This is a genomic window from Citrobacter sp. Cpa228 (genome assembly GCF_030333085.1).
Classification (GTDB): Bacteria; Pseudomonadota; Gammaproteobacteria; order Enterobacterales; family Enterobacteriaceae; genus Citrobacter; species Citrobacter pasteurii.
The window spans coordinates 436,601-457,375 of sequence record NZ_JAOWGQ010000055.1; the positions used below are offsets into that span (position 1 = coordinate 436,601).

Below are 20,775 nucleotides of genomic sequence, written 5' to 3' on the forward strand. Positions count from 1 at the left end.
TTATTGCGTCAGACTTAGAAGTTGTAAGTCAGGCCAACAGTGTAGCGACGACCATCAAGCACGGTGTCATAGGTATCGTAATCAATCTGTTTATCCAGCACGTTATACACGCCAGCAGTAAGCAGTACATCTTTGGTCGCATAGTAACGCATACCGATATCGACCTGCGTATAGGACGGCGTGCCTTGCGCCATGGAAGTACGGCTCAGGTATTCTGATGTTTTGCCACGCAGATTCAGGCGGCTCCAGAAACCGAGATCCTGGGTCGCCTGCCAGTCCAGCGTGGTGTTGAACATATGCTTCGGCATTTTGTTTAACGGCTGACCCGAGAACTGGCCGCTTTTCTGCTCAGATTCAGTGTAGGTATAGTTCGCTGTCCAGTTGATGTCGGAGGTCATCTTCCAACCGAAGGTGGATTCGACGCCGCGCATATTGGCTTTATCAACGTTAACCCGATCGCTGACAAAGTCGTAATGAGTGTTACCAATAGTACAAGCTGGATCGGCGCTGCTGTTACAGCGACGAACTTCGGTGATTTTGTTTTTGAAGTCAGTATTGAACAGCGTGACACCCGCATTGAGGTCGTTGCCGTTATCCCACAGTAAACCGATCTCTTCGCTCAGGCTTTTTTCTGGTTTCAGATCCGGGTTGCCGACAATGATTCCGTTCAGACGACCGCCACCGGTCACTTGTCCCCAACTGGCAGAAGACTGGCGCAGATCCGGTGCACGATAGCCCGCAGAAACACCCCCTTTTAAGGTCCACTGATCGCTCAGGTGCCATACGCCATAGCCGCGCGGCGTCCAGTTGTCACCGTAGTTTTCATCTTTATCCATACGCAGACCGCCGGTCAGCGTGAAAGTATCGGTAACCGCCCATTCATCTTCGGCAAACAATGCCCAACTCCAGCGAGTCAGCTTGTTCAGACCGTCAGCTGCTTGCAGTTGGTTGCCGTTATCGCGCAGTTTTTCATAACGGTATTGCCCGCCAACTGTCAGGGTGTGCGCCCCGAGGAAGACCTGGTTCTGGTTATTGAAGATCGTATTGTAGGATTTCATCTGACGACCAGGGTTTTTGGTCTCTTCCTGCTGAACATAGCTGGTGCTGTTGAAATCGTCGTAATAACCGCTGTGGGTTAATGAATACGTCGTGTGTTCATAACGGTTGTAGCTTTTGCTGTTTGGCTTACAAACACCGTTACGGCAGTTTTCTGCCGCCATCGATTCGCCCGGAGTGCTGTTGCGATCCTGTAGTTCATGCGCGACATCGAAGTCGATGTCATTTTTATCATCCGGGGTGAAGTTGAGGGTGAGTCCGCCGTTGCGCAGGCGTTGTTCATTGTAACCATTGACTATCTTATCTTCTCCGCGATGGGAGAACAGCCCGGTCACTTTTGCGCCGAGTAGCCCGTCGATCAGGGGGCCGGACGCGTATGCATTGGTCTGGTAAAGGTCACCGGAGTCCCGATCTTCCTGGAGGGTGGCATCACCATGCAGGGAGCCGGTCCAGGCTTTAGTATTCGAGACTTTTTTGGTGATCACGTTAATCACGCCGCCCATAGCGTCAGAGCCGTACAGAGACGACATCGGGCCGCGGATCACCTCGATACGCTCGATCGATTCCAGCGGCGGCAGCCAGCCTTGCTCAATACCCGCGTTGTCGCTGTTCGGGCGTGTGCCGCGCGTACTGATGCGTTTACCGTTGACCAGGAACAGCGTGTATTGTGAGGCCATACCGCGGATGCTGATATCACTGCTGCTACCGCCGCCGGTCACAACAACACCTGGGACGTCTTTCAGTGCATCGGTCACATCGCGATAGGCTTTATCTTCGATCTGCTGCTTGGTAATAACCGAAATGGAGGCGGGGGCATCCTGAATTTTTTGCTCAAACCCGGTGGCGGTGACGACCACGGTATCCTGGTCGGCGGCATAGACGAGTGATGGGAGACTCGCGACGCATACTGCGGCGGCTACAGCCTTAACGTGAGGTATAGTCATTTGTATCATTCCATTTAAATGAATCTAACTGCGTGTCATGTGAAAGGCCATGACAATTGTATGTATTTGTCTTTTAAGGACTCTTTTCAGTAAAGAAGCGGGGGGATTGTACAAAAGTATGAATATTTGTAAACACAAATGATAATAGAAATCATTTGTGTTTGATATAAAGAACAAGAAAAAGCTTTTAGGGTCAATGAGATAGCGATGAAATAAAAAAGGAGAAAAAGTGAAGAAAAGATGGAGAAATGAAGAGGGCGGGACCTACCGCATCTTTATGGTAGCGGCGAAACCACCGCTACCATGTCATAACTGGCTTATAGCCGATGGAATTTAGCCAGCAAGGCCAGTGAAAGGGTGGTTAACAGGATTGCGAGCACGGCATACAAATAGACACCAGACCACTCCCAGTTGTTCTTCACTAAGATCACCGGTACACCCGCTAACGCGGCGCCGACATAGCTGAATAATCCCCGGAAACCGGTTATCGATCCCGCCGCATCTTTGTGAGTGACATCCAGACAACCTACGGCAAAAAGCATATGCGGGCCGTACAGGGCGAAACCCATAATGGTGAAGAGAATGGCCGTAATGGTATATGAGGTATCCTGAACCAGTGGGATTAAGGTAATACACACGCACAGCATTAATGCGAATATTAAACCTGTCATCCAGCGGTTACTTTTAAACATAAAGTCAGATAAGTAACCCGCCAGTAACCCACCGGCGAGGCCACCGGCTTCAAACCACGAGATAATGGAATTGGCTTTAATCAGACTCCAGCCATGCATCTGAGAATAGTAAATTTGCGGCCAGTCGTTGAGGATCGTACGGGCAATATAAACGGACATATCACCAACGATAATAATCCACACTAGCGGGTTAATCAGGATATATTTAACGAAAATCTGCCAAAAGGAGAGATTTACCGGGCTGGCTTTCACTTGGGCAAGCTCTGTTGGATCCTTACGCCATTCGCCAACGTTAGGCAAACCTAAGGTCCCGGGACGGTCTTTAATCGTACAGAGCGCAATGATTCCCATCAGCAAGGAGATCGCGCCCGGTACATAAAAACCCATTTTCCAGCTACCGCTCCAGACAATCGCGAAACTTGTCAGCAGTGGGGCGAGACTGCCGCCAATATTATGCGCCGCTTCAACGACCGCCCACCAACGTCCGCGTTCATTCTTGGAAAACCAGGATGCCATGATCTTTGCCATTGGCGGAAAACTGGTGCCCTGGAGGATAGCATTCAGGCTGTACAACACATAAAACGCGGCAACGCTGTCGGAAAAACCAAACAGAATATTAACGATCCCAACGCCAATAAGCACCGGGCCGGTCATGGCTTTCGGATTGATTTTGTCAACCAGCATGCCGCCAACAAACTTCATTGAGCCATACAGGATGTAAAACAGTGAAGACATGATGGCAAAATCTTCTGCGGTCAGAGCGGTATCTGACAACATGGCTGGCATGGCTGCTGAGAAGTTTTTACGTGTTAAATAAAAGACGGCGTAAGAGATAAAGACGGAGGTAATAATCTCTATACGGAATTTTTTGTAAGTATGATCAATCTCTTTTTTTTCTTTTACAACCGGCTTGTCAGCCTGGCTGAAAATAAATGATTTCAAGCTCATATGAGTTTCCCTTCAGGCAGTGCTCGTGAGGTTATAATTCATTTTCGATATAGAACAGAAGCGACTCGAATCCATGAAAATTAATCTGATTAGCGATTAAATCTCTGACCGCTGGTTTTGCTTTCCAGGCAATACCCGTGCCTGCATACATAAGCATGGGGATATCGTTAGCGCCATCACCGCAGGCAATAATGTTCTGCTGAGGGATCTGCAGCGTGTCGGCAAATGTAGCTAGCGTTTTTTGTTTATTTTCTGCGTTCATGATCGGCATGGAAATATTATCCGTCAGCACGTGATTTCTGACTTCTACGGTATTCGAAAATACATAGTCCAGCTGATATTTTTGCTGTAATCGTTGAGTGAAAATATCTAATCCGCCAGAAATGATGGCTGTTTTAAACCCTTTCTGTTTGAGTAATGGCAAAATGGTGGTGATACCTGGCGAGGCAGTCATCCGATCGCATACGCCATTAATTACATCGATATGCGTCCCTTTTAACATACCGATACGACGGGTAAAGCTGCTATTGAAATCCAGTTTTCCTTCCATCGCCTGCTGTGTCAGTTCCCTGATCTGTTCAGTGATGCCCAGCGCCCGAGCGATCTCATCGACACCTTCTTCCTCAATAAAGGTCGAATCCATGTCAAAGGCAATTATACCGTTCGTTGGAGTGATTTGCGGTTTTAGGAAGAAATCAAATTGCTGAATGAGTGATGTCGTCCTCAGCTTCCTATATATGTCATCCGTGAATATCTTATCGGGTAGAGATAATTTCAGATACGGTTTATTAATAGTGGTGGTATATAAGTTTTCCAGTGTGTACTGAAATTGATTAGTGTTTAGAACCGTATCGTACAGCCACGCCTGAAGTTTTTCAGGCTCTTTTGAACTGATAAAATAAATAATTGCCATAATGTCACTCCTGTAAACTGAGGTTATTGTATTAATGAAGAGTGACGATTGAATCCAGCTTTATCACAGATGTGAAGGTTAAAAAAAAGATAAAATAGTATTGTTTTTTATACCAACAAATAAACATAGTCTGAAAGGTATCGTTTTTGATATACAAGTCACGGTCTGTTGCCACTGGCGGTATATTCTGTTGTGACTGACAGGGATGGGTATAAAAATGGAAAGTTGTGTTGATATTTTTAAAGTCGTCATTGGACCTTCCAGTTCAAGAACCGTAGGGCCAATGCGTGCCGCGTTTAACTTCATTTCACAATTAAAGCAGCAGGAGATCTTGCCACTGACGCGAAAAATTGAGGTCGAGTTGTATGGCGCGCTCTCATTAAGCCGCAAGTGCCATAACGTTGATATTGCACTTTATCTGGGGTTGCTAGGCAATCAGCCGGATGAAGTTGATTTACGCCAGCAGATGGAAGCCATTAAACGAGCTGAACAGGACGGCACTTTGGCGCTTTCACCTTCAGTTGCCGTGACGGTCGCTATTAAGTCGAATCAACAACCACATTCCGGCCATCCCTATGCGATGACGTTTCGCGCCAGGGATGATTATTTTACGTTGTATGAAGAAACATGGTTTTCAACTGGCTCAGGACAGGTTTGTAAACCGGGTGAGCCTGCGCTCGCGAAGTCAGCGCGAGTAAACGTATTTCCTTTTGCTTTTCAAAATGCGACTCAGTTGCAGGAACTGTGCCAGCGCAATGGATTATCCGTTGCGGCATTAATGATGAAAAATGAGTTACAGATGCATTCACAGGCGGCTTTGCATGATTATTTTGCGCGGATTTGGGCGGTGATGCAGCAGGCAGTCCAACGTGGTCTGCATACTGAAGGGCTGCTGCCTGGCGCGTATCAAGTACCGCGCCGGGCCTGCTCTTTGCATAAATCACTGGCAACCAGACCCTCTGCTAACGATTTTCTCACCAACATCAACTGGGTGAATGCGTTTGCGATTGCCGTCAGCGAGGAAAACGCCGCCGGGGGACGGGTGGTGACCGCGCCGACCAATGGAGCAAGCGGTATCATTCCAGCGGTTCTCAGTTGGTACGATAAGTTTGTCTGCAAACTGGATAACGCGTCGGTTATCCGCTTTTTCCTCACCGCGGGTGCCATCGCGCTACTGTTCAAGCAAAACGCATCCATTTTAGGTTCTGAGGTCGGGTGTCAGGGAGAGATCGGCGTGGCAAGTTCGATGGCTGCAGCCGGATTAGCAGAGCTGATGGGCGCTTCCGTCGGCCAGGTGTTAAGTGCCGCAGAAATTGCCATGGAGCACCATCTCGGACTGACCTGCGATCCGGTTGGCGGTCAGGTGCAAATTCCTTGTGTCGAACGAAATGCGATTTCGTCAGTAAAAGCGATTAACGCCGCAACGATGGCGATGAGTCGCATCAGTGAACCATGTGTTTCGCTCGATGAGGTGATTGCAGCGATGTATGAAACGGGTAAAGACATGAGTGCGAAGTACCGTGAAACGTATCACGGCTGCCTGGGGAAAATTCAGCCCAAAAAACCGGGAGGGCGGCATGAAATATCACACCATGAATAATGATGAAATCATCTTGTCATTATGCGCTCGCATCAGGGAAACGCGAATTTCTCTGGCGCTCACGCAGCAGCAGCTTGCCGACCGTGCACAGGTGGGGATTGCGACCATTAAACGCATCGAAAAAGGCGGCGGCCTGAATCTGGATACACTTATTTCCCTGTTGCGGGCACTGAGTAAACTGCACCATCTGGATGCGATTCTGTTTGAGTCTGAGATGCGCAATTTTAACGAAGGCTACGAGGGAGGTGACAATTCGGGACGATTACAGGTCCGCCAACAGGCGGCCGATTTAAATCGTAAAGCGGCCGCGCCGCAATCCGAAGAGGTGAGTTACAGCGCGGCAATAGAAAAGACGCTTTGCTGGTGATCACTTCAGCAAATACTGGGCGTGAAAACGCAGGTGATCCTCAATAAACGACGCAATAAAGTAATAGCTGTGATCGTAACCAGGCTGAATGCGTAACGTCATTGGCCATGCGGTTTGACGGGCTGTTTCCGCCAGCACTGCAGGCTGCAGCTGATCGGCGAGAAACTGATCGCTATCCCCCTGATCAATCAGCGTTGGGATCGCATCTTCGGGTTTGCTGGCCAGCATCAGCGCACAGCTGTCCCATTCCGCCCATCGTGATTTATCCTCACCCAAGTAGGCGCTAAAGGCTTTCTCACCCCACGGTACGCGACAGGGATTGACGATGGGGGCGAAGGCAGAAACGCTGGTGTATTTGCCTGGGTTTTTCAGTGCCATGATCAGTGCACCATGCCCCCCCATAGAGTGTCCGCTGATGGCGCAGCGATCGCTGACGTTAAACTGTGACTGAATGAGTGCCGGCAGTTCGTCACGCAGATAGTCATACATGTGAAAATGCGTTGCCCACGGTTGTTGCGTGGCATTGAGATAAAATCCGGCACCCTGGCCTAAATCGTAGCCTTCATCATTAGCGACCTGTTCCCCACGCGGGCTGGTATCAGGCATCACCAAAACGATGCCCAGTTCAGCCGCGATGCGTTGTGCTCCGGCTTTAGTGGTGAAGTTTTCATCATTGCAGGTCAAACCCGACAGCCAGTACAGCACCGGAGGCGGGGTGTTATCCCGGGGGGGTGGAAGAAAAATACTGAAGGTCATGGTGCAATTTAGCGTGGTGGAGTCATGACGCCAGCGTTGCTGCCAGCCTTCAAAACAGCGGTGCTCTTCAAGCATTTCCATGCGTGGCTCCTTGTTGTGTTGAACCTGTATGTGTTTGCGAACTCACCATAATACAGATTATTCATTGCACTGTGAGTAACTTTCACTTCCGCATTGAGCAAACATACTTCATCATCTATATAACTTTACATTAACACTCGAATTCACCCGGTTGAACGACGTATGAAATCTGTGTGCTAAAAGGCTGCACCAATTTCAATAATTATCGCGGTGAATACTGGATTATGTGCGCCGCCTCACGCACAATGTTCTGGCTGTGACACAGCCTAAAAACTTTGCCCCACGCAGGGCAGAGGCGCCCCACCTGCAGGAGAAAAAGAAATGTCATCACTCAGTAAAGAAGCGGCCCTGGTTCATGAAGCGCTGGTCGCGCGTGGTCTTGAAACACCACTACGCCCGCCCGTGCAAGAGATGGATAACGAAACGCGCAAACGTCTGATCTCCGGTCATATGACCGAGATTATGCAATTGCTCAATCTTGATTTGAGCGATGACAGTCTGATGGAAACGCCACATCGCATCGCTAAAATGTATGTCGATGAGATTTTCTCCGGCCTGGATTACGCCAACTTCCCGAAAATCACCGTCATTGAAAATAAGATGAAGGTTGATGAGATGGTCACGGTTCGCGATATCACGCTGACCAGCACCTGCGAGCACCACTTTGTCACTATCGATGGCAAGGCGACGGTGGCGTACATTCCGAAAGATTCGGTCATCGGTCTGTCGAAGATTAACCGCATTGTACAGTTCTTCGCTCAGCGCCCGCAGGTCCAGGAACGACTGACCCAGCAAATTCTTACCGCGCTGCAAACGCTGCTCGGGACGAACAATGTGGCAGTGTCGATTGATGCGGTGCATTACTGCGTGAAAGCGCGTGGTATCCGTGATGCGACCAGCGCCACCACCACTACCTCGCTTGGCGGATTGTTTAAGTCCAGCCAGAATACGCGTCAGGAATTCCTGCGCGCCGTGCGTCACCACAACTGATCAGGGCAGGGGTCATGGAGCGTAATGTCACGCTGGATTTTATTCGTGGCGTCGCCATCCTCGGCATCCTGCTTCTCAATATTAGCGCCTTTGGCCTGCCAAAGGCGGCATACCTCAATCCCGCGTGGTATGGCAACATCACCTTATCCGACGCCTGGACCTGGGCGCTGCTCGATCTCTTTGCGCAGGTAAAATTCCTCACGCTGTTTGCGCTGCTATTTGGCGCGGGTCTGCAGATGCTGCTACCGAGAGGCAAACGTTGGATCCAGTCACGACTCACTTTGCTGGTTCTGCTGGGGTTTATTCACGGTTTACTGTTCTGGGATGGCGATATCCTGCTGGCGTATGGCCTGATTGGGCTGATTTGCTGGCGGCTGGTTCGCGATGCCCCTTCGGTCAAAAGTCTGTTTAATACCGGCGTGTTGCTCTATCTGGTGGGAGTTGGCGTACTGCTGCTGCTGGGATTTATCTCCGGAAGTGAGACCAGTCGCGCCTGGACACCAGATGCTTCTGCGTTGCTGTATGAAAAATACTGGAAGGTGAACGGCGGAATGGAAGCGGTCAGCAATCGCGTGGATATGATGTCCAATAGCTTGCTGGCGTTGGGTGCGCAGTACGGCTGGCAGCTGGCAGGGATGATGCTGCTCGGCGCAGCATTAATGCGCAGCGGTTGGCTGAAAGGGCAGTACAGTTTGCAACACTATCGACGTACCGGCGCGTTATTGGTCATTATTGGGATGGCGATTAACCTGCCTGCTGTCATCGCTCAGTGGCATCTGGACTGGGCCTACCGCTGGTGTGCTTTCCTGTTACAAGCTCCGCGAGAGCTGGGCGCGCCGTTGCAGACCATTGGTTACGCTGCGCTGATGTTCGGTTTCTGGCCGCAGCTTAGCCGTTTAAAATGGGTCATTGCCATCGCCTGCGTGGGGCGCATGGCGCTAACCAACTATTTGTTACAAACCTTAATTTGCACCACGCTGTTTTACCAGGCAGGCTTATTTATGAAATTCGACCGGCTGGAGTTGCTGTATTTCGTCATTCCGGTCTGGGCTGTAAACCTGCTTTTCTCCGTCATTTGGTTGCATTTTTACCGGCAAGGCCCGGTAGAATGGCTATGGCGTCAATTAACCCTGCGTGCGTCAGGGACATCATTACCGCGAACATCCAGATAACGATCTGGATCACATTCATTAACAAAATGGATGTAAGCGCTTTCATTCCTGTGACATCACTCACGCAGTCCGTGTCGTTGTGCTGACAAAATACACAGCCTGGGGTGTCTGCGGGTAACCGCATCTTAAACAGGGTAGTGAATATGGTAACCATCCGTGATGTGGCACGACAGTCTGGCGTTTCTGTCGCGACTGTTTCCCGCGTACTGAACAACAGCGCGCTGGTGAGTCCCGATACGCGTGAAGCGGTAATGAAGGCAGTCACTCTGTTGGGCTATCGACCGAATGCCAACGCGCAAGCGCTGGCGACGCAGGTGAGCGAGACGATTGGCGTTGTGGTGATGGATGTTTCAGATGCATTTTTTGGCGCGCTGGTCAAAGCCGTGGACCTGGTTGCCCAGCAGCATCAGAAGTACGTCCTGATTGGCAACAGCTACCACGAAGCTGAAAAAGAGCGTCATGCCATTGAGGTGCTGATTCGTCAGCGTTGTAACGCACTGATTGTTCACTCGAAAGCGTTGAGCGATCGCGAGCTGGCCGAGTTTATGGATCAGATCCCCGGTATGGTGCTGATCAACCGCCTGGTCCCGGGTTACGCCCACCGTTGCGTCTGTCTGGATAACATCAGCGGGGCTAAAATGGCGACCCGCATGTTGCTGAATAATGGGCATCAACGTATCGGTTATCTGGCGTCAAGCCACCGCATCGAGGACGATGCCATGCGTAAAGAGGGGTGGCTAAGTGCCATGAAAGAACAGGGAGTTACCCCGGCCGACAGTTGGATAGGTACCGGTTCACCGGATATGCAGGGCGGAGAGTCCGCAATGGTGGAACTGCTGGGACGTAACCTGCAACTTACGGCAGTCTTCGCGTACAACGACAATATGGCCGCTGGCGCGCTAACGGCGCTAAAAGACAACGGCATCGCCATTCCATTACATCTGTCTATCATTGGTTTCGACGATATTCCTATCGCACGTTACACCGACCCACAACTGACAACGGTGCGCTATCCTATTGCTTCTATGGCAAAAATGGCCACTGAGCTTGCGCTACAAGGCGCGGCGGGAACGCTGGATCCTGACGCAACACATTGCTTTATGCCGACGCTGGTACGGCGCCATTCTGTGGCTTTGCGGCAGAATGCGGCACCGATCACTAACTGATAATGTCGGGCTATGTAACCGCTTTCAATATGTGAGTAAATTCACAGTATCTTAACAATGCGATAGCTATGATGACACTGTTTGCTGCGCTGTAACTACTATGTAACGGTGAATAATCACTTTCATCGAGGTATAGGCGTCTTAAACAAAAATTAAAGCCTGTTTTTGGAGCGTTGCCAGACACGGAAGAAATATTTTTAAAAGTGAGCTTCGGCGTTCAGTAACACTTCAGTAACGTTCTGCCTGCCGAGCATTTATCTCAAGCACTACCCTGCATAATAAAACCGGAGATACCATGAATAAGAAGGTGTTGACCCTGTCTGCTGTAATGGCAAGCATGTTATTCGGCGCGGCTGCGCACGCTGCTGATACCCGCATTGGTGTGACTATCTATAAATATGACGATAACTTTATGTCAGTAGTACGTAAGGCTATTGAAAAAGATGCCAAAGCGGCGCCGGATGTACAGCTGCTGATGAATGACTCGCAAAACGATCAGTCCAAACAGAACGATCAGATTGATGTGCTGCTGGCAAAAGGCGTTAAAGCACTGGCGATTAACCTGGTTGACCCGGCAGCAGCAGGCACGGTCATTGAAAAAGCACGCGGGCAGAACGTACCGATTGTGTTCTTCAACAAAGAGCCTTCCCGTAAAGCGCTGGACAGCTATGACAAAGCCTATTATGTCGGCACTGACTCTAAAGAGTCCGGGATTATTCAGGGTGATTTGATTGCCAAGCACTGGGCCGCTAACCCGAACTGGGATCTGAACAAAGACGGCAAAATTCAGTTTGTTCTGCTGAAAGGCGAACCGGGACACCCGGATGCCGAAGCACGTACGACCTACGTGATCAAAGAGCTGAACGACAAAGGCATTAAAACTGAGCAACTGCAGTTAGATACTGCAATGTGGGATACCGCCCAGGCGAAAGATAAGATGGATGCGTGGATGTCCGGTCCGAACGCGAACAAAATCGAAGTCGTTATCGCCAACAACGATGCGATGGCAATGGGCGCAGTTGAAGCGCTGAAGGCACACAATAAAACCAGCGTACCGGTATTTGGCGTGGATGCCCTGCCTGAAGCACTGGCGCTGGTGAAATCTGGCGCTATGGCTGGTACCGTGCTGAACGATGCGAATAACCAGGCGAAAGCCACTTTTGATCTGGCGAAAAACCTGGCTGATGGCAAAGGTGCGGCAGATGGCACCAACTGGAAAATTGAGAACAAGATTGTTCGCGTTCCGTACGTAGGTGTCGATAAAGATAATCTGGCCGAGTTTACCAATAAGTAAATACTCCGTCTGTGGGCGCAATTTCATTGCGCCCTTAATAACGCACTCTGCAAGGCCAACAAGGTATAATTATGGTCAGCACACATACTCAGTCGTCAGGCGAATACTTGTTGGAAATGACCGGCATCAACAAGTCCTTCCCCGGCGTTAAGGCTCTTGATAATGTTAATTTAAAAGTCCGCCCACATTCGATTCATGCCTTAATGGGGGAGAATGGCGCGGGGAAATCCACATTATTAAAATGTCTTTTTGGGATCTATCAAAAAGATTCCGGCAGTATTCTATTTCAGGGTAAAGAAATCGATTTTCATTCTGCTAAAGAAGCGCTTGAGAATGGTATTTCGATGGTACACCAGGAATTAAACCTGGTATTACAACGTTCAGTGATGGACAACATGTGGTTGGGACGCTATCCCACCAAAGGTATGTTTGTCGATCAGGAAAAAATGTACCGCGATACCAAAGCGATATTTGATGAGCTGGATATTGATATCGATCCACGCGCGCGCGTCGGCACATTATCCGTTTCACAAATGCAGATGATTGAAATTGCGAAAGCGTTCTCCTATGACGCCAAAATCGTCATCATGGATGAACCAACGTCATCATTAACCGAGAAAGAAGTTAATCATCTGTTTACCATCATCCGTAAGCTGAAAGAGCGTGGATGCGGTATTGTGTATATTTCTCACAAAATGGAAGAAATCTTTCAACTGTGTGATGAAATTACCGTGCTGCGCGATGGCCAGTGGATTGCGACCCAGCCGCTGGAAGGGCTGGATATGGATAAGATTATCGCCATGATGGTAGGGCGTTCACTGAACCAACGTTTTCCGGATAAAGAAAACAAACCCGGTGAAGTGATTCTGCAAGTGCGTAACCTGACCTCGCTGCGTCAGCCGTCAATTCGTGATGTCTCGTTTGATTTGCACAAAGGGGAAATTCTCGGGATTGCTGGTCTGGTCGGCGCTAAACGTACTGATATCGTTGAAACGCTGTTTGGTATTCGTGAGAAATCATCGGGTACGATTACGCTACACGGCAAAAAAATTAATAACCACAGCGCAAATGAGGCCATCAATCATGGTTTTGCGCTGGTCACCGAAGAGCGTCGCTCAACCGGTATTTATGCCTATCTGGATATTGGTTTTAACTCGTTAATCTCCAATATCCAAAACTATAAAAATAAAGTCGGTCTGCTGGATAATTCCCGTATGAAGAGTGATACCCAGTGGGTAATTGACTCGATGAGGGTGAAAACACCAGGCCATCGTACACAAATCGGTTCACTGTCCGGTGGTAATCAGCAAAAGGTGGTTATCGGCCGCTGGTTATTAACGCAGCCAGAAATTCTGATGCTGGATGAACCTACACGTGGTATCGATGTTGGCGCGAAATTTGAAATTTATCAGTTGATTGCTGAACTCGCGAAAAAGGATAAGGGGATTATTATTATTTCCTCTGAAATGCCGGAACTATTGGGTATTACCGATCGTATTCTGGTGATGAGTAATGGTCTCGTTGCCGGAATTGTTGACACTAAAACGACAACGCAAAACGAAATCCTCCGTCTTGCGTCTTTGCACCTTTAAGATTAGGGGCTCCTCATGAGTGCGTTAAATAAGAAAAGTTTTCTTACTTACCTGAAAGAAGGCGGAATTTACGTTGTTCTTTTGGTTTTGCTGGCGATTATTATTTTCCAGGATCCCACTTTCTTAAGTTTACTGAACCTGAGTAATATTCTGACGCAATCCTCGGTGCGTATTATTATCGCACTGGGTGTTGCCGGGCTGATTGTTACCCAAGGGACCGACCTGTCAGCAGGGCGCCAGGTTGGTTTGGCGGCGGTCGTGGCGGCAACCTTGCTGCAGTCGATGGAGAATGCCAACAAGGTGTTCCCAGAAATGGCGACGATGCCAATTATTGTGGTCGTGTTGATTGTCTGCGTTATCGGTGCTGTCATCGGTCTGGTAAACGGTATCATCATTGCTTACCTGAATGTGACGCCATTTATTACCACCCTCGGTACGATGATTATCGTTTACGGGATCAACTCCCTGTACTACGACTTCGTTGGCGCATCGCCGATATCAGGCTTTGACAGCGGATTCTCAACCTTTGCGCAGGGCTTTATTGCGCTGGGCAGTTTCCGGCTCTCCTACATTACCTTCTACGCGCTGATTGCCGTGGCCTTTGTATGGGTTCTGTGGAACAAAACCCGCTTCGGTAAAAACATTTTCGCTATCGGTGGAAACCCGGAGGCGGCGAAAGTGTCCGGGGTAAACGTTGCGCTGAACCTGCTGATTATCTATGCGTTGTCTGGCGTGTTCTATGCTTTTGGTGGTTTGCTCGAAGCCGGGCGTATCGGTTCGGCGACCAACAACCTCGGCTTTATGTATGAGCTGGATGCGATTGCGGCGTGCGTGGTGGGCGGCGTGTCGTTCAGCGGCGGGGTAGGTACCGTGTTTGGCGTGGTGACCGGTGTTATTATCTTCACCGTCATCAACTACGGTCTGACCTATATCGGTGTGAACCCTTACTGGCAGTATATTATCAAGGGCGGCATCATCATCTTCGCGGTCGCGCTGGACTCCCTGAAGTACGCGCGTAAGAAGTGATCGTATAACGCAAAAAGCCCGGCACAGCGCAATCTGCACCGGGCTTTTTTGTCAGCGTTACAACGTTAACGCATGTTCTTTCTCACCGGGTTTAAATTTCACCTCACCCAGATCGATACAGGCTACCGGGCAAACGTGGCCGCACAACAAGCATCCCACACATTTTTCCGTGTCGCAGTGTGGTGTACGGGTCTCCTCATTCCACTCCATCGCCTGATGCCCACCGTCATAGCAGGAGATGTAGCAGCGACCACAGCCCACACATTTTTCGAGATTGATATGCGGATAGACGATGTAGCTACGATCAAGTTCTTCTGCAGGGATGATATTGGCGTTGGCGAGACCGACCATCTCCTCCAGCGAGTCAAATCCTTGATCGGCGAGGTAATGCGACAGCCCGCTTGCCATGTCCTCCACAATCCGATAGCCATACTGCATGATCCCGGTGGTCACCTGCAGCGTGGCAGCGCCTAACAGTAAAAATTCGGCGGCATCTTCCCAGGTTTCAATTCCCCCGATGCCGCTAATTGGGAAATCGTGCAGTTCGGAGTGCGTGCGCAATTGTTGGATAAAACGCAGGGCAATAGGTTTAACGGCCTTGCCGGAGTAGCCGGAGATACTGGATTTACCGTTGACGACCGGCATCCCGATTTTCCGGTTCAGGTCGATATTAGTGATGGATTTAACCGTATTGATGGTCGCGATACCGTCCGCACCTCCGCGTTTTGCCGCCAGCGCCACCTCACACATATCACCAATATTCGGTGTCATTTTAGCCAGCATTGGCAGGGAAGAGCCGCGTTTGACTGCCCGACAATATTTTTCAACCAGCTCAGGGCTTTGCCCGACATCGCTGCCCATAGCATGCGAGGTCATTTGCGGGCACGAGAAGTTACACTCGATCATGTCGGCACCCGCTTCTTCAACCAGGCGAGCCAGTTCCTGCCATTGTTGTTCATTTTCCCCCATGATCGACGCAATCAGAACCTTGTCCGGGTAGTCCTGTTTCAGGCGGCGTATTGCGGCCAGATTCTCCTCCAGCGGATGCTCGGCAATTTGCTCCATGTTTTTGAAGCCAATAAAGCCGGTATCTTCTTTGGTCAGATGGTCAAAGCGGGGGGAGACTTCATTGGCAATAAAGAACCCGATCGTTTTAAAAACAATGCCGCCCCAGCCGCTATCATAGGCTTTGGCGCACATTTCATAACAGTTGCCTACCGGAGAAGAAGAGAGGCAGAACGGGTTGGGAAATTTGACGCCGCAAAAGGTAATAGAAAGATCTTTCGTTAACATGAGCAAGCTCCCTCTAAATAGTGATGAATGGCCTGAGCCGCGTCTTTTCCGGTTTTCACGGCGTAAACAACCGTTTTGTCGCCCTCAACAATATCGCCCGCAGCAAACAGGACAGGATCGGCGGTTTGGTAGTTTTGCGTATCGATAAGATTGCGCTGGGGCTTTAACGCGGCGAAATTATCAAGCTGAGCATGTTGGCCGACGGCGAGAATAATGTGTTCGGCTTCAAGCGAGAGTTCTCCCGGCAGGCGTACGTGCTTAAAGGTTACGCGGTTTCCGCTAACCGCCACAGGCGTGAAACCGTCAATAATCGATACCCCTAATGTCTGGGTGCTGTTGAACTCTTTGTCGCTGGCCGGGAAATCAGCCAGTTCTTCACGCGCAACACAGGTGACTGACGGGCAGCCCAACAGCTTCAATGTACTGGCGACATCCATCGCCACGTCGCCGCCGCCGATGATCAATGCACTTTTTGCGACGGTAATATCGCCGCTGGCTTGTCGGGCACGTTGCAGGAAATCGACGGCAATTTCAACGTGATTCGCTCTCTCAAACAGAGGTAACGTTGAACCGTAAGACATCCCTACGGTAATCAGTACCGCGCGATATTCCGCTTTGAGTTGCTCAATGGAAAGAGTATGGCCAACTTCGCAATTGCATGTGATGGTCACGCCCATTTCCACAATACGGGCAATCTCATGATCCAAAACCGTCTGCGGCAGACGAAACTCTGGAATACCATAGCGTAACCAGCCACCAGGCTGAGCCTGCTTTTCGAAGAGGGTGACGTCATAGCCAAGATTACTCAGCGTTACACTGGCCTGTAATCCGGCCGGGCCTGCACCGATGATGGCGACCTTGCCCTGCGTTTTTGTTGCGGGCTGATAGATTTTCATTGCCGTCTGCTGTTCAAAATCGGTAATAAAGCGCTGCAGACGCGCAATATCGATTGGTTTATCAATTCCTGAACGCGTACATCCGCGCTGGCATAATTTTTCGGTTGGGCATACCCGGGCGCACACCGCACCGAGCGCATTATTTTCCCGGATAGTTTCGGCCGCGCCTTTAAAATTGCGGAAATAAATGGAACGAATAAATTTCCCGGGGTCGGTTTGCGCCGGGCAATCCTGACTACAAGGGGCATCGTGACATAATAAACAGCGGGAAGCCTCTTTTATTGCTAATAAAGGGGTAAAAGCCGACGTGAGCTCATCCAGATAATTTTGTTGTGGCATATTTTCTTCCTTAATGCTTGAGTAAATTAAGGCAAACCGTTAATAACAAAATATAAAAAGTGAAAGGCTATTCTTAAGGCTAAGCACTGCAGGAAGAGTATTCTGTGAAAGGATTCACAAATAGAAGATAGTTTGAAGGAAATGCTGACAGGCAGCATTAATCCCTTATGCTGGAATAGTAACCATTATCATAATATTAGCTATTCTCAAATGCTAATATAACGGTAATCTCTTTAGCGATAAAAGACTAAATAAATAACCATACCAAAAGATAAACATCCGCATCCGGCATAAACCAATACATAAGACCAGAACTGTAATGGGGCTTCATTCCGGTAGGCATAAACCGGCTCACGCGCATTCTTCTTAATTTTATCTACCGCGCCAGTACGCCAACCTTTCCAGGCTTCACGGAAACAAAACACGGGAATGAGCAAAAAGGCCAACACGACGAAAAGGGTTTGTACATCCATGCTTATTTTCCTTGTTTCTTTTGTAATTCGAGTAATTGTTCAGGCGTGACTGCCGGATATCCCTGCGCATCGTCCGGTACCTGATGCATGCCAGGAATTGGCACCAGGGGGCCTAAAAAGCGCGGTTCGCGTTTGAAAAGGTAGAGATCGGCGAGTGCGCCAAAACGGGCACCAAATTCACGTACCCGCACGGTGAGCATATCTTTTGGCGAAGGTACCGCATAGCACTGGGCCTGAATCCCCATATGCAGCGCAATAAATAAGGCGCGTTCACAGTGGAATCGCTGAGTAATGATGATGAAATCGTTGGTATCAAATACCTTGCGGGTACGCACGATGGAGTCGAGCGTACGAAACCCGGCGTAATCAAGCACAATGTCAGCCGGATCGACGCCTGCGGCAATCAAGTCTTTACGCATCGTCATCGGTTCGTTGTAGCTTTGCTGCGCGTTGTCGCCGCTCAGCAGCAGATAGTTTACTTTTCCGCTGTTATAGGCGTTCAATGCACCCTGAATGCGGTAGCGGTAATACTGGTTGATGACGCCGGTGCGGTAATACTTCGCTGTACCGAGAACCACACCCACCTGGCGGTAGGGCAAATCCTGCAGTTCGTCGTAGATGTAGGGAGCCGTCTTCCAGCTCATCCACCTGTCGAGTCCAAGCACAGTCAACAGCAGCAAGCCAAACAAGACTAACAGGCTGTAAAACACGCGCTTTAACATGCAGAAAACTCGTTATTTGGATGGAATTTCAATCAGGCTACTGTACCCAACGACGGAGCGCAAGAAACAGCAGTCTGATTGAGGGGATTTTAGGCATTCTGTGTATTGCCGGATGGCGGTGTAAACACCTTATCCGGCCTACAAACTGGCGTTATTGAGACCATTAACCGAGTAGTACGCGCTCGATATTATCGCAGCCCAGCGCGTTCAGGGTGGCAGACGTCGCGTCCCACTGGATAAGCGCCGCATCCGCTTTTTCTGCCAGCACCGCACGTTGAATGTCCGGATAGTCGTAACCGTTCAGACTCAACAGGTTTAATGCACCCTGCAACGGTGGCAACGTTGGATTGAAGGCGGCGTTTTCAGCATAACTGCCGCTGAAAATCTGACCATCTTTACACTCCAGCGCCACGCCGCTTGGGGATTTGCTGTACGGCATATGGCATCTGTTGGCGGCGGCAATCGCCGCCTGGGTCAGCGCATCGCCTTGCAGCGCGAAGCCGTGATCCTGGTCATCCATCAACAGCGTTTTGATGTCGAGATCTTTTGGCCCAAAAGCGTCCGGCAGATAGTCGCGTAGTGCGTGTGGTTCACGCCCAGGCAGATGAATACGTAAATCCAGCCCGCTGTTCAGCTCATTCATAAACTGACGGCAGTGCCCGCAAGGGGTGTAGTTGACGGTAATCGCGGCGAGTCCTTTTTCGCCACGTAACCAGGCATGGCTAATAGCGCTCTGCTCGGCGTGAACGGTTTGCTGCATTGTGGCACCAAGAAACTCCATATTCCCACCGAAATACCAGGTTCCGCTGATACCTCGTGAGATTGCGCCAACGTTGAAGTTGGACAGCGGAGTACGCGCGCAGGCCGCAGCTAAAGGCAGCAGAGCGAATGCCAGCGCGTCTTCGTCCAGTCCCGATTCGCGTTTCAGCAAAGATACCTGCTCAGCCGTCAGCATAGCGGGGAAATGTACATCCGCCAGAATAGGGGCCAGGGCTGATTGCAAGTTATCCGCGAGTTGGGCAAAAGCAGTTTGAAAACGTGGATGCATGGCGTTGCCTCATAACAATGTAATGGAACCGTAGTTTACGGGCCTGATAGGGCTTTATATGTGATCCAAATCTCATTGTGTATGCAACTGATGAAACTTAAATGAAAAATGTGCAACGCATCGCAAATAAACAGCTTAAAAATGCTGATTAGCCAACCACTGCCAGGATAACCGGGAACAGGAAGGGGGCAACCAATGAGGTAATAATCCCGCAAATAACCAGCGCCAGAGAGCTAAACGCGCCTTCCTGGTAGTCCAGCTCTGCACAGCGTGCCGTGCCCAGGGCGTGCGAAGCGGTGCCCATGGCCAGCCCACGAGCCGCCTTAGTACGGATACGCATTGCATTGAGCAGGGTATGGCCAAATACGGCACCGAGGATACCGACAAAAATGACGCACACTGCGCTGATTGCCGGAATACCACCAATACTGCCACCCACAGCCATAGCGATAGGCGTGGTTACGGATTTAGGCATAATAGAGGCGGCAATCTCTGGTGAAGCCCCCATCAGCAGGGCAATGGATGTGCCCGTGACCATGGCCACGACACTGCCGGCAAAACAGATGGCGATAATGGATTTCCAGCGGGCACGGATTTGGTGCAGCTGTTCATATAACGGATAGGCCAGAGCGACGACAGCAGGTTGCAGTAAATCGTTCAGCACCTCGCTGCCTTTGAAGTAGTGATCGTAGGGGATACCGGTCAGCATCAGAAAGGGAATAATCACCACCATGGCGACCAGCAACGGGTTCAATAGCGGCATTTTAAATCGCGCTGCCAGCTTACGTGCAGCAAAAAATACCGCCAGGGTGAGGGGTAACGACCACCAGATATACGACATCATTGTTTAGACCCTTTTTGGCCAACGATTTTGCGTTCGCCGTGAACAATGTGCGAGCTCCAACTCACTACCAGGAATACGACCAGTGTACTGATGGTGCAGGACACCACGACCGGACCAAATTGTGCACGTAGCAAGTCAAAGTACTGCATGATCCCCACGCCAATCGGGACAAACAGCAGGGCCATATAACGAATCAGTACGTAGCAACCTGGGTTTACCCATTTTGCCGGTAAGATCTGTAATGCCAGCAATACAAACAGAATCAGCATGCCGATAATGCTGCCCGGAATCGTTATAGGCAGCAGTGATGCAAGAAAAATACCTGCATAGAGGCAGGCATAAATGAGGACGAATGCGCGTAAATATTGCCAGATAATGTTCAGTGACTTGCTCATAATTGAAACCCTTGACGAGACTGATTCATCATACAATTAAACTTTAAAACGTGCTACCGATCACATCATGAATTCTAAGCATAGTGGAAATAGATATCAGGAACATCAGGCAATGCCCCTAATCAGCATAACCAAATCTGTGCCCGGCGCTGAGACGCTTTAATCTCC

The 20,775-nt window shown here is 49.8% G+C and carries 19 protein-coding genes; 8 read left to right on the forward strand and 11 right to left on the reverse strand.

Annotation, left to right across the window (positions count from 1 at the left end):
• Positions 1-14 precede the first annotated feature (14 nt).
• The 3 genes from OGX91_RS20540 to serB form a co-directional block, all read right to left on the reverse strand.
• Complete coding sequence (locus tag OGX91_RS20540; RefSeq protein ID WP_040230614.1) at positions 15-2,000, reverse strand: ligand-gated channel protein; 1,986 nt, start codon at positions 1,998-2,000, stop codon at positions 15-17.
• A 317-nt stretch (positions 2,001-2,317) separates the two neighbouring features.
• Positions 2,318-3,640 (reverse strand): MFS transporter, encoded by a 1,323-nt coding sequence (locus tag OGX91_RS20545; protein ID WP_040230615.1) that lies wholly within the window; start codon positions 3,638-3,640, stop codon positions 2,318-2,320.
• A gap of 31 nt (positions 3,641-3,671) precedes the next feature.
• The gene (serB, locus tag OGX91_RS20550; protein WP_188232060.1) at positions 3,672-4,553 is read right to left on the reverse strand and encodes a phosphoserine phosphatase SerB; all 882 of its coding nucleotides are present in this window, start codon (positions 4,551-4,553) and stop codon (positions 3,672-3,674) included.
• Between the two features lie 217 nt (positions 4,554-4,770).
• On the opposite strand from serB, the gene OGX91_RS20555 reads away from it, so the two are divergent.
• Both OGX91_RS20555 and OGX91_RS20560 read left to right on the forward strand, forming a co-directional pair.
• A complete protein-coding gene (locus tag OGX91_RS20555) occupies positions 4,771-6,153 on the forward strand; it encodes an L-serine ammonia-lyase (RefSeq protein ID WP_072041422.1) in 1,383 nt (460 codons plus the stop codon).
• The gene (locus tag OGX91_RS20560) at positions 6,131-6,520 is read left to right on the forward strand and encodes a helix-turn-helix domain-containing protein (RefSeq protein ID WP_199946875.1); all 390 of its coding nucleotides are present in this window, start codon (positions 6,131-6,133) and stop codon (positions 6,518-6,520) included. Before OGX91_RS20555 ends, OGX91_RS20560 begins: the two co-directional genes overlap by 23 nt.
• Here OGX91_RS20560 and fghA read toward each other — a convergent pair whose 3' ends face one another.
• Positions 6,521-7,357: an S-formylglutathione hydrolase gene (gene fghA, locus OGX91_RS20565; RefSeq protein WP_040230618.1), complete on the reverse strand. Its 837-nt coding sequence runs from the start codon at positions 7,355-7,357 to the stop codon at positions 6,521-6,523.
• Positions 7,358-7,678: 321 nt separating this feature from the next.
• On the opposite strand from fghA, the gene folE reads away from it, so the two are divergent.
• The 6 genes from folE to mglC all read left to right on the forward strand — a co-directional run bounded on the left by folE (position 7,679) and on the right by mglC (position 14,597).
• Complete coding sequence (folE, locus tag OGX91_RS20570) at positions 7,679-8,347, forward strand: GTP cyclohydrolase I FolE (protein WP_003027410.1); 669 nt, start codon at positions 7,679-7,681, stop codon at positions 8,345-8,347.
• A 14-nt stretch (positions 8,348-8,361) separates the two neighbouring features.
• On the forward strand, positions 8,362-9,519 hold the full coding sequence (gene yeiB / locus OGX91_RS20575; RefSeq protein WP_005129209.1) for a DUF418 domain-containing protein YeiB: 1,158 nt from the start codon (positions 8,362-8,364) through the stop codon (positions 9,517-9,519).
• Between the two features lie 143 nt (positions 9,520-9,662).
• Positions 9,663-10,685, forward strand: coding sequence for an HTH-type transcriptional regulator GalS (gene galS, locus OGX91_RS20580; protein ID WP_005129208.1), 1,023 nt, complete (start codon positions 9,663-9,665; stop codon positions 10,683-10,685).
• 295 nt (positions 10,686-10,980) lie between these two features.
• Complete coding sequence (gene mglB / locus OGX91_RS20585; protein WP_003027399.1) at positions 10,981-11,979, forward strand: galactose/glucose ABC transporter substrate-binding protein MglB; 999 nt, start codon at positions 10,981-10,983, stop codon at positions 11,977-11,979.
• 71 nt (positions 11,980-12,050) lie between these two features.
• Positions 12,051-13,571, forward strand: coding sequence for a galactose/methyl galactoside ABC transporter ATP-binding protein MglA (gene mglA / locus OGX91_RS20590; protein ID WP_005129207.1), 1,521 nt, complete (start codon positions 12,051-12,053; stop codon positions 13,569-13,571).
• Positions 13,572-13,586: 15 nt separating this feature from the next.
• Positions 13,587-14,597 carry a galactose/methyl galactoside ABC transporter permease MglC gene (mglC, locus tag OGX91_RS20595; RefSeq protein ID WP_005129205.1) on the forward strand — a complete coding sequence of 337 codons (1,011 nt, stop codon included), beginning with the start codon at positions 13,587-13,589 and terminating at the stop codon, positions 14,595-14,597.
• A gap of 57 nt (positions 14,598-14,654) precedes the next feature.
• Here mglC and preA read toward each other — a convergent pair whose 3' ends face one another.
• The 7 genes from preA to OGX91_RS20630 all read right to left on the reverse strand — a co-directional run bounded on the left by preA (position 14,655) and on the right by OGX91_RS20630 (position 20,607).
• A complete protein-coding gene (gene preA, locus OGX91_RS20600; RefSeq protein ID WP_040230622.1) occupies positions 14,655-15,890 on the reverse strand; it encodes an NAD-dependent dihydropyrimidine dehydrogenase subunit PreA in 1,236 nt (411 codons plus the stop codon).
• Complete coding sequence (locus tag OGX91_RS20605; protein ID WP_286627242.1) at positions 15,884-17,125, reverse strand: NAD(P)-dependent oxidoreductase; 1,242 nt, start codon at positions 17,123-17,125, stop codon at positions 15,884-15,886. Before OGX91_RS20605 ends, preA begins: the two co-directional genes overlap by 7 nt.
• Positions 17,126-17,358: 233 nt before the next feature.
• Positions 17,359-17,598: a DUF2542 family protein gene (locus OGX91_RS20610; protein WP_005129200.1), complete on the reverse strand. Its 240-nt coding sequence runs from the start codon at positions 17,596-17,598 to the stop codon at positions 17,359-17,361.
• A 2-nt stretch (positions 17,599-17,600) separates the two neighbouring features.
• On the reverse strand, positions 17,601-18,320 hold the full coding sequence (gene sanA / locus OGX91_RS20615; protein ID WP_005129198.1) for an outer membrane permeability protein SanA: 720 nt from the start codon (positions 18,318-18,320) through the stop codon (positions 17,601-17,603).
• 163 nt (positions 18,321-18,483) lie between these two features.
• Positions 18,484-19,368, reverse strand: coding sequence for a cytidine deaminase (cdd, locus tag OGX91_RS20620; protein ID WP_005129196.1), 885 nt, complete (start codon positions 19,366-19,368; stop codon positions 18,484-18,486).
• A gap of 148 nt (positions 19,369-19,516) precedes the next feature.
• Positions 19,517-20,212 (reverse strand): CidB/LrgB family autolysis modulator, encoded by a 696-nt coding sequence (locus tag OGX91_RS20625; protein WP_005129195.1) that lies wholly within the window; start codon positions 20,210-20,212, stop codon positions 19,517-19,519.
• On the reverse strand, positions 20,209-20,607 hold the full coding sequence (locus OGX91_RS20630) for a CidA/LrgA family protein (protein WP_005129194.1): 399 nt from the start codon (positions 20,605-20,607) through the stop codon (positions 20,209-20,211). Before OGX91_RS20630 ends, OGX91_RS20625 begins: the two co-directional genes overlap by 4 nt.
• Between the last annotated feature and the right edge of the window lie 168 nt (positions 20,608-20,775).